Origin of the sequence: Psychromonas sp. MB-3u-54 (genome assembly GCF_002836415.1) — a bacterium.
Lineage (GTDB): Bacteria > Pseudomonadota > Gammaproteobacteria > Enterobacterales > Psychromonadaceae > Psychromonas.
Genome location: NZ_PJBP01000167.1, coordinates 35,084 through 50,885 on the forward strand (window position 1 = coordinate 35,084; position 15,802 = coordinate 50,885).

Genomic DNA, 15,802 nt, shown 5'->3' on the forward strand with positions numbered 1-15,802 from the left:
ATATTTCTGTCATATACATGCTTTAAGGTATATGTGGTATTTCACATATAAACAGATTAATAGCATGAGGTGTTATGAGCTCAACTCAATTTTTTAAGTGCCTTGCAGATGATACCCGTTTAAAAATATTGATGCTTATTCAACATGAAAACGAGCTATGTGTAGGTGAATTGATGGTGGCCTTGAATGATAGCCAAACAAAAATCTCGCGCCATCTTGCACTGCTCAGGCAGAGTGGTTTACTGCTGGTGCGCAGGCAAAGGCAGTGGGCTTATTACCGCTTAAACCCGAATTTAGCATTGTGGATGAGGGATATTATTAAGCTCACCACTGATCACCATTCAGTTTTCCTGAATGATGCTCTCGGGAAAATTAAAAAAATGCCCGACGGATCCGACGGCAGTAAAAACTGCTGCGCTTAATAAGCACCGAATAACTATTACTAATGACTAATTACCGATAGCTGATAACCGATAGCTGATAACCGATAGCTGACAACCGATAGCTGACAATCGATAGCTGATTACTGATAACAAATTAAGGATATGAAATATGACAATTAAGATTGGGATTAATGGTTTTGGCCGTATGGGACGTTTAGCTTTACGTGCCTCTTGGGAATGGCCTGATTTTGAATTTGTACAAATTAACGATCCTGCCGGTGATGCAAAAACCTTGGCGCATTTACTTAATTTCGATTCTATTCATGGTCGCTTCGAATCTCAAGCTGAAGCTGTGAAGGATACTATTATTTGTGATGGTAAAACCATCAAGGTCACTCAAAACAAAGAGATAGGTGCAACAGATTGGTCGAACTGTGATGTGGTTATTGAAGCATCCGGTGTTATGCGTAAAAAATCCTTACTGCAGGCTTATTTAGATCAGGGGGTGAAACGTGTTGTGGTGACCGCGCCCGTTAAAGAAGAAGGCGTATTGAACGTTGTGATGGGCGTAAATGATCACCTTTTTGATTATGATTCGCATCAAATAGTCACGGCGGCCTCATGTACTACAAATTGTCTTGGACCGGTTATTAAGGTGATTCAGGAACAATTTGGTATTAAACATGGCTCTATGACCACTATTCATGATCTTACTAATACCCAAACTATTTTGGATGCGCCGCATAAGGATCTGCGTCGGGCCCGTGCTTGCGGTAGCAGTTTAATTCCTACGACAACCGGTTCGGCAACCGCTATTACTGAAATATTTCCGGAATTAAAAGGGCGCTTAAATGGCCATGCTGTCCGTGTCCCCTTAGCCAATGCATCGCTGACGGACTGTGTTTTTGAGTTAAACAAAAGTGTTACCGTTGAACAGGTTAATCAGGCATTAGAGAATGCGGCTAACGGTGAATTAAAAGGCGTGCTGGGTTATGAAAGTCGTCCATTGGTTTCCGTTGATTATAAAACTGATCCACGCTCGAGTGTGATTGATGCGTTATCAACCATGGTGGTTAATGGAACACAACTTAAATTGTACGTCTGGTATGACAATGAATGGGGTTATGTTAACCGCACCGCCGAACTAGTACGCCTAGTGGGAACGGTAAAATAATCATGAACACGCGATTTAATAAACTATCCGCGGACTTGCGCCAGTATCTGGTGGTTACCGCTAATTACTGGGCATTTACCCTCACCGATGGTGCCTTACGGATGCTGGTTGTTTTGTACTTCCATCAACTTGGTTACGATGCGCTGCAGGTGGCTTTCTTATTTCTCTTTTATGAGATATTCGGCGTTGTTACTAATTTAGTGGGAGGCTGGCTAGGAACACGGTTAGGATTAAATCGCACCATGAATATCGGTTTGCTAATGCAGGTCATTGCCCTGCTTATGTTAGCCGTGCCCAATGAGTGGTTAATCATTCCCTGGGTGATGTTTGCCCAGGCGCTATCGGGTATTGCCAAAGATCTTAATAAGATGAGCGCAAAAAGTGCTATTAAATTGTTTGTTAAGGATGAGCAGCAGGGCATATTATATAAATGGGTCGCTATTTTAACCGGCTCTAAAAACACCCTGAAGGGAGTTGGTTTCTTTTTAGGGGGGGTACTTTTATCTGTCACCAGTTTCCAATCTGCCGTTTTACTGATGGCCATATTTTTGTTTGCCGTCTGGTGCAGCAGTTTAATTTTATTAAAACAAGATCTTGGTAAAGCGAGCCAAAAAGTAAAATTTACCGAAATATTCTCAAAAAGCAGGCAGATAAATATTTTATCTGCCTCTAGATTATTTTTGTTTGCTTCACGGGACGTTTGGTTTGTGGTTGCTTTGCCGGTTTACCTAAGCCAAACCTTTGGTTGGAATTACTGGAGTGTCGGTGGAATGATTGCACTTTGGGTCATTTTTTATGGTTTAACTCAGTCTATTGCACCCTATTTTACCGGTAAAAAAACGGGCAGATTACCCGACGGGAAAAGTGCAGCCGGCTGGGCTTTTGCCTTATCCCTAACCCCATTACTGGTGATCGCCTCATTACAATTTGAGCTGTTTTTACCGGTATTGTTTATTCTGGGTTTATTCATTTTTGGAGCGCTATTTGCGATAAACTCCTCTTTACACAGTTATTTGATTGTCAGTTATGCGCAGCGCGAAGGTGTTTCTTTAGATATCGGCTTTTATTATATGGCTAATGCGATGGGACGTTTAATCGGTACTCTGCTTTCAGGTTGGGTATTTGTCAGTTTTGGATTAACTGCCTGCTTAGTCGTTTCCAGCGTATTTATCGTCATCGCCGGTTGTTTTTCACTGGCATTGCCAAAAACAGAACCGGCAATTGCATAAAAAGTGCAAGATATATAATCAGCAATAAAAATAGTCTGTTTTATTTAAGTGTTATATTATAACACTTAAATAGACTTTGTTTATTAAGTGTTATAATATAACAAAATAGACTTTATTTAATTATTCGAGATTTTTCATGTTGTTGTTTTTAAGCATTCTAGCCTTATTTCTAGGGCCACTTACCTACCGATTATTACAGCGCCAGCCTGGTTGGCTGGATTTGCTTGATGCCTTTATTTTTGTCACCATTTCTGGACTGGTGCTCTTTCATATTTTGCCTGAGCTATTACACAGCGGTGGTTTATTTGTTTTAGTACTGATGATTAGTGGTTTATTAGCCCCCGGTTGGATCGAAAAATATTTTCATAAAGCGGCACACCAGGCTCATCAAACGACACTCTTTCTAAGTATTCTGGGTTTAGTACTGCATGCAAGTCTTGACGGTTCTATTTTGCTGGCAGGGCAAAACGATCGTACCGGATGGTTACTTGCCATTGGTGTTTTACTGCATCGCTTTCCTGTTGGCATCACCATCTGGTGGTTATTACGTCCTCAATACGGGCGGGTATTACCCTCGGTTATTTTATGCGGCATGTCTGCTGCGACCTTAATGGGTGCGTTTTTCGGCGAGTATTCTTTGGCCCAGCTTGATGGCCAATGGATGTCATGGTTACAGGCCTTTGTGATGGGGTCGATAATGCATGTTGTTTTGCACCGTCCTTATTTACATGGGCATGGCGCGCAACATCAGCATAAAAAAACGTTACAGGAAAATAAATACTCAGCTGGTATAGGCAGTATTGCCGGGTTAATAGCACTGGCTTTTGTATTGCTGCCGCACTGGTTGGGTTATACCGCCCATGAGCATTCAAGTGCGCTTCAAAATGAGGACGTGCTTACTACTTATCAAGAAAAAGACCATCAACAGGATGACTCCGTTGATTCGCACAAGCAGATAATGCATGAGCATGATGGCAATGATTCTGTAACAATGGACAACCATGCTGCGGATGGAATGCATCAGGCAGATGAACTTGCGGTAATGGATAATCATGGCGCGGATGGAATGCATCAGGCAGATGAGCTTGCGGTAATGGATAATCATGGCGCGGATGGAATGCATCAGGCGGATGAGCTTGCGGTAATGGATAATCATGGCGCGGATGGAATGCATCAGGCAGATGATCTTGCGGTAATGGATAATCATGACGCGGATGAGATACATAACCATGATGAAAATGATTCTGTAACAATGGACAATCATGGCGCAGATGGAATGCATAAGGCAGATGATCTTGCGGTAATGGATAATCATGGCGTGGATGAGATACATAACCATGATGAACATGATATTGCGGCTATGGACAATCATGCTGCGGATCAAGCGAATGATCATGAGCTTGCTGAGCATCAGCAAGATAATCAATTTAATACCGCATTAACCCTGTTCAACTTTTTCAATATTGCTTTATATAGCGCACCGATGTTATTAATTGCTTACTTTTTAAGTGCGCTGATGCATTATTTTAAACCTGGATTATCTTTAACTATTCCAACACAGGAAAGTCCGTTCTTTTTTAAAGATGCACTTAAAGGACTGATTTATGGTTTGCCTTTACCTATTTGTTCGCCGAGTGCGAGTAAAATGCATCAACAATTATTAGGTCTGGGGGCGAACCAAACATTTGCGACCGCATTTTTAATTGCGGCCCCGATTATTGGTTTTGACGCCTTACTTATTTCATTACCCCTGCTGGGTACTCAAATTCTTATTCTACGTGTTGTTTTAGCAGCCCTTTTTGCATTGTTGATTGCATGGCTAATAGGACGTCATTTTAAAACAGTTAAATCGCCAGTCGCTGCAGCCACTCCTCAATGCGGGGCGGCCAGATCGCGTTTTATTGATGCGATTAAAGATGGTTATCAGCACCAGTTAGATCATACTGCACCTTGGGTTTTATTGGGCTGGGCATTGGCCGCAACACTCTCAGCTGCGTCTGCATGGACATTTTTTGATCAAGCTTTATGGTTACAAATTTTAGTGATGATAGTCGTTGCATTCCCCTTTGCACTTTGTGCTACCGGTATTACGCCTGTTATTGCAATCCTATTACTTTCCGGTTTATCACCCGGTGCCGCCATGGCATTTTTATTAATTGCACCAACGATTAGCCTGGAATTACTCAAACAAGTGAAACTGCAGCAGGGTTTTTTTGCGGCGCTGAGTTTGGCGATGTTAACCTTAGTTGGGGCTTTTTTGATAGGTTTGGGGGTTAATCAATATATTGATGTTGTCTCTTTACCCTGGTTAAAACAATATCAAGGTGATTACAGCTGGTGGCAATACGGCAGTTTAGTGATTATTTTAGTACTCTATCTCGCTTCATTATTGCGCCGTGGTGCGCGTCTTTTTATTGCTGAACTAGTGCCTAAGGGCTTGTTGAAAGAGCATCACCATCATTAACAGGTTGCCTGTCCAAAAACCGGGCAGGCATATCATTTTGCTTTGATAAGTGACTAATACCAAAATAAATTAGGATTGGAATTAAAAAGTGTTGATCTCCATTTAAATCAATAGTTTTTATTTTTTGTCGTCTGATCGTTTAGTTATTTATTTTGGTATAAATTGCGCAGATATTTTTCCGGTAACCAACAAAAGGTAAGGGTAAGCGGCCTTGTTGGTACTGTTTGGCTAATATTATGCCGACAATCATACTCAGAATAAAAGCTAAAATAATATTACTGCCGCCGGCAATGCTGGTGATGGCGGGACCGGGACAAAAACCTGCTAACCCCCATCCTGCGCCGAAAATAAGCGATCCGGAAATTAAGGTACCATCAATCTTAGTATTGCTGGCCCAACTCAATTTATCACCATTAACCGCACGAGCACGTTTTTTAATAACAAAGTGATAAATGGGTGTGAATACAGCCAATGCGCCGCCCATTACAAAGGCAAGGCTGGGATCCCAATTACCGGTAATATTCAAAAACCCGATTACTTTGGTCGGATTAACCATATCGGAGATAATCATCCCCATGCCAAACAGCAGACCCGCAACCAGACTGACACTCATACAAATTATTTTTGACTTCGACATTGCTAAAGTCCCCCCAATTGATTACGGATAAAAACCACCATAAAAGCGGAACCCATAAAGGCAATAGTGGCAAAAATTGAACGTTTGGAAAAGCGCCCCAAGCCGATAATACCATGCCCGCTGGTACAACCATTACCTAAGCGCGTACCAAAACCAACCAATAAGCCGGCCAGAGAAACGACAATAATAGATTCACCACCGGTATCGGGTAGCTCAAAACCAAAAGGTGCCACAATTAAAAAGCTGGCTATCATGCCCGTTAAAAAAGCGGCTCGCCAGCTCGATTCATGTTTCTGGGGATTTAATAAACCACCAATGATTGAGCTTATTCCGGCGATTTTTCCGCTAAACAACATCAACAGGGCAGCAGAAAGGCCAATTAATGCGCCCCCGGCTAATGCTGACCAGGGGATAAAGTTTTCCATAATGGACTCCAACAGCGTTAAAACTAATTATTTACTCAGGGGGGCAAAAAGCTTGTTGTAAGGCACTAAGCAGTAAACCTACACGCGGATCGGCAATAGAATAATAGACTTGTTGTGACTCTTTTCTTACCTTAACAAGGTGGTTTTTTCTTAATACACCAAGATGTTGAGAAAATGCCGATTGACTTAATTTTGTATGCTCACGTAATTCTGATACGCCCATTTCACCATCGGATAATAAACATAACACCACCATTCGATCCGCATGAGCTATTATTTTTAATAACTTACTTACTTCACCGGCTTTCTCATGTATTTCGGCTAATTGACTCATTTTAAATTCCTTAATGTATGTCAAAGTATTTTACCTCGGCAGCTTTTTTAATCAACAGGTAAATGAGACTTATGTATATTAGCTTTTACTAATTAAATTGGTTACAATAATCCCATCGGTTTATTTACTTTTAGCTGCGAGCCTAACTAAACTATATATACCCATGATACTTTAAGATGCAAAGTCAGCAAGGCAAATTGTGCTGAGATGCTCGGCATAAAATTGAAGGTTAGTTATTCTACAGAGAGATTTTATAACAACGCAGATTGGCACAATTTACCTTGCCCTACGGGGCGCAAGGTCGAAAACCAGCGCTGCGTTGCACCAATCGAAAAGGGAATAACCATTTACATCTACCGCTAGAGGATTAACGCAGTTAATCGCTCGAAAGGTCATGTTGCGTCTTGCTCTGATCGAAGATCTTGCGCCTGACAAAGCATTTTGAAGTAACATGGGTAGATCAGGCTTTAACCTATTATAAGGAGCACAACATGACAATTGACAATGGCGTTAGAGTAATAGCGGGTTCCATGATTTTACTTTCTGTTCTATTAACACAATTTGTTCATCCCGGTTTTATATGGCTAACCGTATTTGTGGGAATAAATTTGTTGCAGAGTGCTTTTACAGGAATCTGTCCGGCTGCTTTTTTCTTAAAGAAATGCGGTTGTAAATAAATTAATTAGTTAGTCCTGGCAATCGGACTAACTTGGCAAAAAACGAATCTATACCTGAGTAAAAGAACACTCGGTTAATTTTTATCGTCTGTAGAAAAATGTAAAAATTAAAAGTGTTGGCGTATTGAATGTCTAATAAAGTATCGGTTGTTGGCCTGTTACCGATTACAAATCGGCAGCGTTTGGATCAGCATGCAGAAATAATCCTTTTGACCTGACCCTAGATAAAAAATCACAGACCACTCTTTTATTACCTATTTTTCAAATTGATGGAGTGAATAATGACAAAAATTGTAATAGTCGGTGGTGTTGCTGGGGGGGCTTCTGCTGCTGCTCGTGCCAGACGCCTCAGCGAAGACGCTGAAATTATAATGTTTGAACGCGGGGAATTTATTTCCTTCGCTAATTGCGGATTACCGTACCACATTGGTGGTGAGATCACGGAAAGAAGTAACTTACTGCTGCAGACACCGCAAAGCTTTCTGGCGCGTTTTAATGTTGATGTTCGAATCATGAGCGAAGTGCTTAGCATCAATAAAGAAAAAAAATTGGTCACCGTCCATAATCTACGCGACAGTTCAGAATACACTGAGCGTTACGATTTTTTAGTCTTAAGTCCGGGCGCAGGAACAATTGTGCCTCCCATTCCGGGTATAGATAATCCTATTACCCATTCTCTGCGTAATATTCCTGATATGGATAAAATTCTTAATACCATTAGGATGAATCGCCCTGAACATGCCACTGTTGTTGGTGGTGGTTTTATCGGCTTGGAAGTGATGGAGGCATTCCATCAACGGGGCATTAAAACCACACTTGTCGAATTCGCTGATCAGGTCATGACCTCGGTCGATCGCGAAATGGCAGGCTTTGCGCATGCGGAGATTCTGAGTAAAGGTATTGATCTGCGCTTAGGGGTTGCACTTGAAGCGGCAGAATACGTTACAGAATCACATCTGCCTAACTTGGAAAGTGGCGAGTCTGGGCTGCACTCACACCTGCAAGGTCAGCTGAACCTTACTTTGAGTGATGGTGAAAGGATCAAAACAGACATTCTGGTGATGGCAATTGGTGTGCGTCCTGACATTAAGCTTGCTCAACAGGCGGGTCTTAAGATTGGTGAGCTTGGTGGTATCTGGACGACACCTAGCATGCAAAGCAGTGACCCTTCAATTTATGCGGTAGGTGATGCCGTTGAAGAAGCTGATTTTGTTACGGGTAAATCGACTATCGTTCCATTGGCAGGTCCTGCTAACCGCCAGGGGCGTATGGCAGCAGATAATATATTTGGCCGTGAAGTCACTTACCAGGGTACTCAGGGTACTGCAATTTGTAAGATCTTTGATTTAGCGGTTGCCTCTACGGGCAAGAATGAGAAAACACTGAAACGTGAAGGTATTGCATACAAGAAAGTTTATGTCCATACCGCAAGCCATGCGAGTTACTACCCGGGTGCTGAAATTGTTTCATTTAAAATGCTTTATTGTCCAGACAGCAAGAAAATTCTTGGTGCTCAGGCAGCGGGTAAAGATGGTGTCGATAAACGTATCGATATTATGGCAGTTGCACAGCGTGCCGGTATGACTATTGATCAACTGCAGCATCTTGAATTGAGTTATGCTCCACCCTTTGGCAGCGCTAAGGATGTCATTAATCAGGCAGCTTTTGTTGCCAATAATATTGAAAATGGTGATTTGAAAGCGATACATTTTGATGAAATAGATAGGCTTGACGAACATCAATTACTCCTTGATGTTCGAACCGCAGGGGAAATCGAGAAATTTGGTACCTTAGAAGGTGCTATCAATATCCCGGTGGATGAACTGCGCCAACGTATGGGCGAACTTCCGAAGAATAAAGAAATAATCGTTTTTTGTGCTGTCGGGGTACGAGGCCATGTTGCTTACCGCCAACTTGCTAACCGGGGTTATAAGGCTCGTAATCTGCTCGGTGGTTATCGTACCTATAGTTTTGCTAAAATATAATTAACCCTAGATATACCCAAATCACTTGAAGATGCAGAAATCTGTATCATCAAGTCGTTTGGGTCTTCAATATTAATGCTTATTATGGCTAAGGGTAAATTACCGCTAGCCATGTTCGCCTAAGCGAAGCGGGTATTTAAATGCTCAATAATAGCCGATGACTCGTATAACCAAACCACCTTATTATTTTCCTCAATACGTAAACAGGGCACTTTTATTTTTCCGCCTTGATTTTCCAAAACTTCTTTATTTTCCGCTTGTTTGGCATCGACAGTATTAATATTTAACCCCTGACGACGTATTTCCCGGCGTACCTTTACACAAAATGGGCAAGCTTGATATTGATAAAGTTGCATGTTTTGTGTTTGCGCATCTACTTTAGCTTGCTCCTGGGTTTCTCGTTTCAGTTTTTTAGGAGTAAAGATAAAGTTAAGCAATAAAATAATGCGGCCTAAAAGCCAGCGAATAATAAACATTTAACACCTCTTTTTGTTCTGATTTTATTAATAAACAGGGAGTTTAACTGAAGAGTTGTTATCATCATAATTAACTTTCTAAATTGATGAGATGAACAATAATGAATAACCTTAATTCACCCTGTATTGGCTCTTGTACATTGGATGGTGACAAAATTTGCATGGGGTGCTTTCGTCATATCGACGAAATATTGCAGTGGGGAAAGGCGACAGATACACAAAAAATAAAAATCTTAGCGGATAGTCGAGCACGGCAAAAAGGGTCCGTCAGAATTTATTAACCTGACTGACAGAAAATACATTAAAGTTTGTAAGTACTTACTTGGTTGCTAGATCTTATGGTTAAATTTTTACTTATGCGGGGTTGGAGTATTGTTGTTGAGGTGATAAAAACCGCCGTAGAATATAAGCATTCCCGCGTTTCTTTATTATACCGATTAGCCCCGTTTTACACACCAAATTGAGGAGAATAGACATGCAGAAGAGCATCAGTATATTGGGCAGTGGTTGGTTAGGTTTACCTTTGGCCAAACGGTTACAGTCAGACTTTGACGCAGTTAATATTTCAACACGCACGGAGGATAAATTGACACAATTATCTTCTGCCGGATTACAGCCCTTTGTCATTGATATTGAAAATATCACCGACAATATTCAGCCATTTTTACAGTCAAACACCTTAATCATTAATATCACTAGTAAAAATGTCACCGGGTTTAAAAACCTGCTTAAAGAAATTGAAATTTCATCGGTTAAAGAGATTTTACTGGTCAGTTCGACATCGGTTTACCCGTCGAAAAATGGATTGTGTCAGGAATCTCAGCAGCTTGATATGAACTCACATCCTTGGTTAATTATCGAGCAGCTGTTTAGTCAGAATAAACATTTTAAAACGACTATTATTCGCTTTTCAGGTTTAATTGGCGGCAAGCGTCATCCGGGGCGATTTTTTGCTTCGGGAAAAGCGATTAAATTTGCCGATGCAGGGGTGAACCTGATCCATATAACAGATTGTCTGGCAATTATTGGCATTATTATTAAGCGCCATATTTTTCCTGAATTGCTTAATGCCTGTGCGGATACGCATCCGAGTAAAGCGCAATTTTATACGCTTAACGCCTTAGCCTTGGGTTTTAATAAACCGAACCTGAGTGAAGATCATCTGCAATCTAATAAAATAATAAGTAATGAAAAGCTTAAAAAGCGGCTAAATTATCAATTCACGCACGGTGATCTTCTGCAGCTGAATCCGCTCAAAGATTACGATCTAACAGTTTAGGAGCTGAGTTTTCCAATAATGCTGTACTTCATCTAGCTGTCATTATGGTCCAAATTAAAAGGTGGGAATGCCAATTGAAATAAACAGTTGAATAATTTGTGCCTGTTTTACAATGAATTATTTCTTTTGCTATTACTATGCGCTCATATCAACAAATAACCAGCCCATGTAAGCAATATAAGCAGCTAATAAGATGACCCCATTAATACGCCCTAAAACAGCGCTTTTACCTTTTCGCAATGAGATTGAAAAAAGCATTAACAAAACGGTTAAAGCTATCATCACCGGATAATCCCGGGTTAAGACTTCGCTGTCAAAGTTGTCGGGATGAATTAATCCGGGTAACGCCATTACGCCTAAGATATTAAAGATATTGGAGCCGATAATATTACCGACAGCTAAATCAAACTCTTTTTTACGCGCTGCTGCTACGGTGGCCGCCAGCTCCGGTAAACTCGTACCAATCGCCACAATAGTCAGACCAATAATTAAATCGCTGACCCCAAAATACTGCGCGACATCAACAGCCCCCCAAACGAGAAGACGAGAAGAAGCAATCAACAGCACAATCCCAATCACTAACCATTTTAATGCTTCCCCTTTACTTACTTCTTCGGGCAATTCATCAAGTATCTCCTGCGGCAGGCTATCGGTGTTATGACTTTTTGCTTCCCATACGGTAAACACCAGCATGGCAGCCATCATAGTTAATAGGATCAGGCCATCTAAAAATCCAAGCTTTTGATCCCAAAGCAAAAATAAACTGAATATTATCAATGCCAATAATAACGGCATTTCCCGTTTAAGCAGTTTTGAATGAATATGTAGCGGATAGAAAATAGCGGTCACCCCTAACATTAAACCAATATTGGTAATGTTTGATCCGATTGCATTACCGATCGAAAGACCTGTATTACCCTGAGCAGCCGCTATTGCAGAAACTAACATCTCCGGGGCGGAGGTTCCTAAACCGACAATAACGACGCCGACGATAAGTGGTGATATTGAAAAACTACGCGCAGTATTTGAGGCACCTAAAACGAATTTATCAGCACTCCAGATGAGCAAAGCAAAGCCAATAATAATGGCAAGGGCGGGCAGTAATAATGTTATCACAACAGGTAAACTCCATTTTTATTTAAAAAAGGTTATTAGTTAAATTTTAACGCTAAAATTGCTGTTTGCAATCCCAGAACGCTTATCAGAGATTTTGTTAATAGCAAATTCACTGATTGCTCTTTATTTATGCTGCTTGTAGCAGAATAAATAATAAATCACTTTTAAAAATAGGCTAAATCACTTAACAAATTGAATTAAAATGGTTTTTATATATTTTAGTGCAGATGATTATTTCATGTGTTTTGCTGTAAGTCGCACTTGCAAACACCGAACACAATCTCAGACTGGTTGCTTTTAGATAAAAAAAAACGCTGAATATTTTCATATTCAGCGTTTTTTTAGAACTATTAAAGGGGTTAGTTACTAACCACGACCTTCAGCAATAGCGGCAACAGCGGCAAGTTCAGCTGTTTGTTTCTCATGCTTTTCTTGACGATCTTGAACATCCATCAATTCATTTGTGATTAGATTTTCTTCAATTTCACGTAAAGCGATAACCGTAGGTTTATCATTTTCCGGATCGACTAAAGGTGTTTTACCTTGAGTTGCAAGCTGGCGAGCTCGACGAGATGCCATTAAGATAAGATCAAAGCGATTACCAACTACATTTACTGCATCTTCAACGGTTACACGTGCCATTGCTGAACTCCAAAAATTTAATTACCCAAAAACGGGCGCTAATTATACGTTCAAAATTACAATTTATCCACAAACTTCGTGCTAGGATTATTAAGCTAACAATTCTTGAATGGTTGTTTGGTATTTAATCGCCTGCTTGGCTTGTTCATTTCGCCGTACTTTTATGATCGCCTCTTGGCTTGTTCATTTCGCTGCGCTTTAACAATCGCCGATAACTCTTCCGTTGCGCTGTTAGAATCATCATTAATGATCCACAAACTTGGTGCTAGGATTATTAAGCTAACAATTCTTTAATGGTTATGTGGTGTTTAATCGCCTGCTTGGCTTGTTCATTTCGCCGTGCTGTTATGATCGCCGATAACTCTTCCGTTGCGCTGTTAAAATCATCATTAATGATCCACAAACTTGGTGCTAGGATTATTAAGCTAACAATTCTTTAATGGTTATGTGGTGTTTAATCGCCTGCTTGGCTTGTTCATTTCGCCGTGCTTTAACAATTGCCGATAACTCTTCCGTTGCGCTGTTAGAATCATCATTAATGATCCACAAACTTGGTGCTAGGATTATTAAGCTAACAATTCTTTAATGGTTATGTAGTGTTTAATCGCCTGCTTGGCTTGTTCATTTCGCCGTGCTTTAACAATTGCCGATAACTCTTCCGTTGCGCTGTTAGAATCATCATTAATGATCCACAAACTTGGTGCTAGGATTATTAAGCTAACAATTCTTTAATGGTTATTTGGTGTTTAATCGCCTGCTTGGCTTGTTCATTTCGCCGTGCTGTCATAATCGCGGCTAACTCTTTACTGGCGCTGTTAAAGTCATCATTAATGATTAAATAATCATATTCATCATAGTGTGACATTTCAGCTTGTGCCTGGTCCATGCGCTTGGTTATGATTTCTTTACTGTCTTGTCCGCGCTTATTTAAGCGCGCTTCTAACTCTTTCCGGCTGGGAGGAAGAATAAAGATACCCTTAGCATCGGGCATCATTTTTCTAACCTGTCGCGCACCTTGCCAGTCAATGTCCAGAAGCACATCAATTCCTTTAGCCAAGGCCTCTTCTATCGCTAACCGTGAGGTGCCGTAATAGTTGCCAAATACTTCCGCCCATTCAAAAAAAGCATTTTCAGCAATCAGCTTTTTAAAAGTGTCTGTACTGACAAAATAATAATGTTCACCTTCTACTTCACCGGCACGCGCTGGTCGTGTTGTGTGAGAAATAGAAACTTGCGCCTGCCAATCTCTTTTTTCAGATAAAAATGCATTAATAAGACTAGATTTTCCTGCTCCGCTTGGGGCAGATACAATATACAGAGTACCGACTTGGGACATAAACAACCATTCCTGAAAATATGAATTGGAACTAATCACCCCTTTTTTGGTTCAAAGTGGGTGGCGATTTTTGCGAGTCGCGAATTATCCCTTATTTTTAAAGTGAAGTCTGTTGAATCGACTTTTTAATTTTTAGAAGGCTTTTTTATTTACGCAGATGAACGCTGTCCACCTGATGATCAGTCGCCTTAGTCAGGATCAGGTTTGCCCTATCACGGGTTGGACGAATATTTTCTTCCAAATTAATCCCATTGATTTCATCCCATATCTTTTCAGAAATATCAATTGCTTGGGTTTCTTCCATTTGCGAATAACTGTGGAAGTAGGCTTTAGGATCAGTAAATGCACCTTTGCGGAACTTTAGAAAGCGTTGTACATACCATTTTTTTAAGAGTTCAGTGTCTGCATCGACGAAAATAGAAAAATCCACAAAATCAGAGACAAAAGTACGCTGCGGATGATCCGGATAATTGCTTGCACTTTGTAATACATTTAAACCTTCTAATATAACAATATCGGGTTTTTCAAGGTGTAACTTTTTATCGGGCAATATATCGTAAGTCAGATGTGAATATATGGGGGCCGAGATCAACTCTTTACCGGATTTTATTGCGGCAACAAAATCAATTAAGGCTTTGGTATCAAAACTCTCTGGAAATCCCTTTTTGTGCATTATATTGCGTGCAACCAGCTCGCGATTAGGCCGTAAAAAACCATCGGTTGTCACTAGGGCAACTCTGGGGTGCTCAGGCCAGTGCGATAAAATAGCCTGCAGGATACGGGCTGTGGTACTTTTACCCACGGCAACACTGCCCGCAATACCAATAATATAGGGTACGTTATCATTCTTTGAGTTTAAAAATTTATCGCGTACGGTATGGCGACGCTGCTGCGTTTTGACATATAAATTAAGCAGACGGGACAGTGGCAGGTAAATATCAATAACTTCTTGAATAGAAAGCGATTCGTTAATCCCTTGTAACTGTCTTAGATCGTCTTCGGAAAGGGTTAACTCAACATTGTCGCGCAATTCAGCCCACTTTTGTCTTTCAAAGTGTATATAGGCATCATGGGCGTTATATTGACCCTCTTCAGCTGTGGTTTTTATTTTCACCAGATTCTTGCTCTACGTAAATTGATTTGGCGTTACCTTCCGGGTTATCTGTATTGATGTGGTATTGCTCGGCGGGTTTTATTAATAGTTCAAAGAGATTAACCAATGCATGTTGTGATTGTTCAACATTGCTTTGTCCTACTAAACGGGCAAAGGCGGCATCATAATCACTTACAACCCAGCAGGTATAATCATAAAGATCTAAATAAGCTTCCTGCAACAGATAAACACCTTCAATAATGATGATATCAACATTCTGAAAGTTATATTCAACCGTGCGAGGATTCAAAACATCTTCAAGCGTGACCGATGTTTTGATACTGCCGAACAATTTTAAAGGTAAAATTAGCTGCTCGAACATTTCATCAAAGCGATAGGCGTTCAAGTAATATTCTTCCGGGCTGCTCATAACGTTAAAACGAACATTTTCAGCGGCTTCCCAGTCATCGGTATGGATGACTGCAACCCGAACGCCCTCAAGTCTTAGTGCTTCAGCAATCTTTTCGCTTAAAGCGCGTTTTCCACCGCCTT

Annotated in this window: 19 protein-coding genes; 8 read left to right on the top strand and 11 right to left on the bottom strand. The window is 40.7% G+C overall.

All coding sequences use genetic code 11. The features are described from left to right. The first annotated feature begins 74 nt into the window (after window positions 1-74). The 4 genes from CXF72_RS12965 (at window position 75) to CXF72_RS19870 (ending at window position 5,250) form a co-directional block, all read left to right on the top strand. Complete coding sequence (locus tag CXF72_RS12965; RefSeq protein ID WP_101039432.1) at window positions 75-422, top strand: metalloregulator ArsR/SmtB family transcription factor; 348 nt, start codon at window positions 75-77, stop codon at window positions 420-422. A gap of 130 nt (window positions 423-552) precedes the next feature. Continuing rightward, window positions 553-1,557, top strand: coding sequence for an ArsJ-associated glyceraldehyde-3-phosphate dehydrogenase (locus tag CXF72_RS12970; RefSeq protein ID WP_101039433.1), 1,005 nt, complete (start codon window positions 553-555; stop codon window positions 1,555-1,557). Window positions 1,558-1,559: 2 nt separating this feature from the next. After that, window positions 1,560-2,786, top strand: a complete 1,227-nt coding sequence (gene arsJ, locus CXF72_RS12975; RefSeq protein WP_101039434.1) for an organoarsenical effux MFS transporter ArsJ — start codon at window positions 1,560-1,562, stop codon at window positions 2,784-2,786. A 136-nt stretch (window positions 2,787-2,922) separates the two neighbouring features. After that, window positions 2,923-5,250, top strand: a complete 2,328-nt coding sequence (locus tag CXF72_RS19870; RefSeq protein WP_232784981.1) for a permease — start codon at window positions 2,923-2,925, stop codon at window positions 5,248-5,250. A 139-nt stretch (window positions 5,251-5,389) separates the two neighbouring features. On the opposite strand, the gene CXF72_RS12985 is transcribed toward CXF72_RS19870, so the two are convergent. From CXF72_RS12985 to CXF72_RS12995, 3 genes are read right to left on the bottom strand one after another with little or no spacing between them, the layout of a single operon-like run. Then, window positions 5,390-5,887, bottom strand: a complete 498-nt coding sequence (locus CXF72_RS12985) for a YeeE/YedE family protein (protein WP_101039435.1) — start codon at window positions 5,885-5,887, stop codon at window positions 5,390-5,392. A 2-nt stretch (window positions 5,888-5,889) separates the two neighbouring features. After that, complete coding sequence (locus CXF72_RS12990; RefSeq protein ID WP_101039436.1) at window positions 5,890-6,312, bottom strand: YeeE/YedE family protein; 423 nt, start codon at window positions 6,310-6,312, stop codon at window positions 5,890-5,892. A 31-nt stretch (window positions 6,313-6,343) separates the two neighbouring features. After that, window positions 6,344-6,646 carry an ArsR/SmtB family transcription factor gene (locus CXF72_RS12995; protein WP_101039437.1) on the bottom strand — a complete coding sequence of 101 codons (303 nt, stop codon included), beginning with the start codon at window positions 6,644-6,646 and terminating at the stop codon, window positions 6,344-6,346. Window positions 6,647-7,137: 491 nt separating this feature from the next. Here CXF72_RS12995 and CXF72_RS13000 point away from each other — a divergent pair, with 491 nt between their 5' ends. Next, on the top strand, window positions 7,138-7,323 hold the full coding sequence (locus CXF72_RS13000; protein WP_101039438.1) for a YgaP family membrane protein: 186 nt from the start codon (window positions 7,138-7,140) through the stop codon (window positions 7,321-7,323). A 281-nt stretch (window positions 7,324-7,604) separates the two neighbouring features. Next, a complete protein-coding gene (locus CXF72_RS13005; protein WP_101039439.1) occupies window positions 7,605-9,308 on the top strand; it encodes an FAD-dependent oxidoreductase in 1,704 nt (567 codons plus the stop codon). Between the two features lie 119 nt (window positions 9,309-9,427). On the opposite strand, the gene CXF72_RS13010 is transcribed toward CXF72_RS13005, so the two are convergent. Then, on the bottom strand, window positions 9,428-9,784 hold the full coding sequence (locus CXF72_RS13010; protein ID WP_101039440.1) for a glutathione S-transferase N-terminal domain-containing protein: 357 nt from the start codon (window positions 9,782-9,784) through the stop codon (window positions 9,428-9,430). Window positions 9,785-9,945: 161 nt separating this feature from the next. Here CXF72_RS13010 and CXF72_RS13015 point away from each other — a divergent pair, with 161 nt between their 5' ends. Both CXF72_RS13015 and CXF72_RS13020 read left to right on the top strand, forming a co-directional pair. After that, window positions 9,946-10,065 (top strand): DUF1289 domain-containing protein, encoded by a 120-nt coding sequence (locus CXF72_RS13015; RefSeq protein ID WP_232784982.1) that lies wholly within the window; start codon window positions 9,946-9,948, stop codon window positions 10,063-10,065. Between the two features lie 194 nt (window positions 10,066-10,259). After that, window positions 10,260-11,063, top strand: a complete 804-nt coding sequence (locus CXF72_RS13020) for an NAD(P)H-binding protein (RefSeq protein ID WP_101039442.1) — start codon at window positions 10,260-10,262, stop codon at window positions 11,061-11,063. Window positions 11,064-11,198: 135 nt separating this feature from the next. Here CXF72_RS13020 and CXF72_RS13025 read toward each other — a convergent pair whose 3' ends face one another. The 7 genes from CXF72_RS13025 to CXF72_RS13060 all read right to left on the bottom strand — a co-directional run. After that, a complete protein-coding gene (locus CXF72_RS13025) occupies window positions 11,199-12,179 on the bottom strand; it encodes a calcium/sodium antiporter (protein ID WP_101039443.1) in 981 nt (326 codons plus the stop codon). A 366-nt stretch (window positions 12,180-12,545) separates the two neighbouring features. Continuing rightward, window positions 12,546-12,821 (bottom strand): DNA-directed RNA polymerase subunit omega, encoded by a 276-nt coding sequence (rpoZ, locus tag CXF72_RS13030; protein ID WP_101039444.1) that lies wholly within the window; start codon window positions 12,819-12,821, stop codon window positions 12,546-12,548. Window positions 12,822-13,241: 420 nt separating this feature from the next. Beyond that, window positions 13,242-13,370: a hypothetical protein gene (locus CXF72_RS20055; protein ID WP_269801185.1), complete on the bottom strand. Its 129-nt coding sequence runs from the start codon at window positions 13,368-13,370 to the stop codon at window positions 13,242-13,244. Between the two features lie 17 nt (window positions 13,371-13,387). Next, window positions 13,388-13,516 carry a hypothetical protein gene (locus CXF72_RS20060; protein WP_269801186.1) on the bottom strand — a complete coding sequence of 43 codons (129 nt, stop codon included), beginning with the start codon at window positions 13,514-13,516 and terminating at the stop codon, window positions 13,388-13,390. Window positions 13,517-13,533: 17 nt separating this feature from the next. Further along, window positions 13,534-14,157: a guanylate kinase gene (gene gmk, locus CXF72_RS13050; protein WP_101039445.1), complete on the bottom strand. Its 624-nt coding sequence runs from the start codon at window positions 14,155-14,157 to the stop codon at window positions 13,534-13,536. 145 nt (window positions 14,158-14,302) lie between these two features. Beyond that, entirely contained in the window at window positions 14,303-15,271 is a 969-nt protein-coding gene (gene coaA, locus CXF72_RS13055) for a type I pantothenate kinase (RefSeq protein WP_101039446.1), read from the bottom strand. Further along, window positions 15,249-15,802: hypothetical protein (locus CXF72_RS13060; protein WP_101039447.1), on the bottom strand; the 554-nt coding region annotated here is incomplete at its 5' end. The genes coaA and CXF72_RS13060, both read right to left, overlap by 23 nt.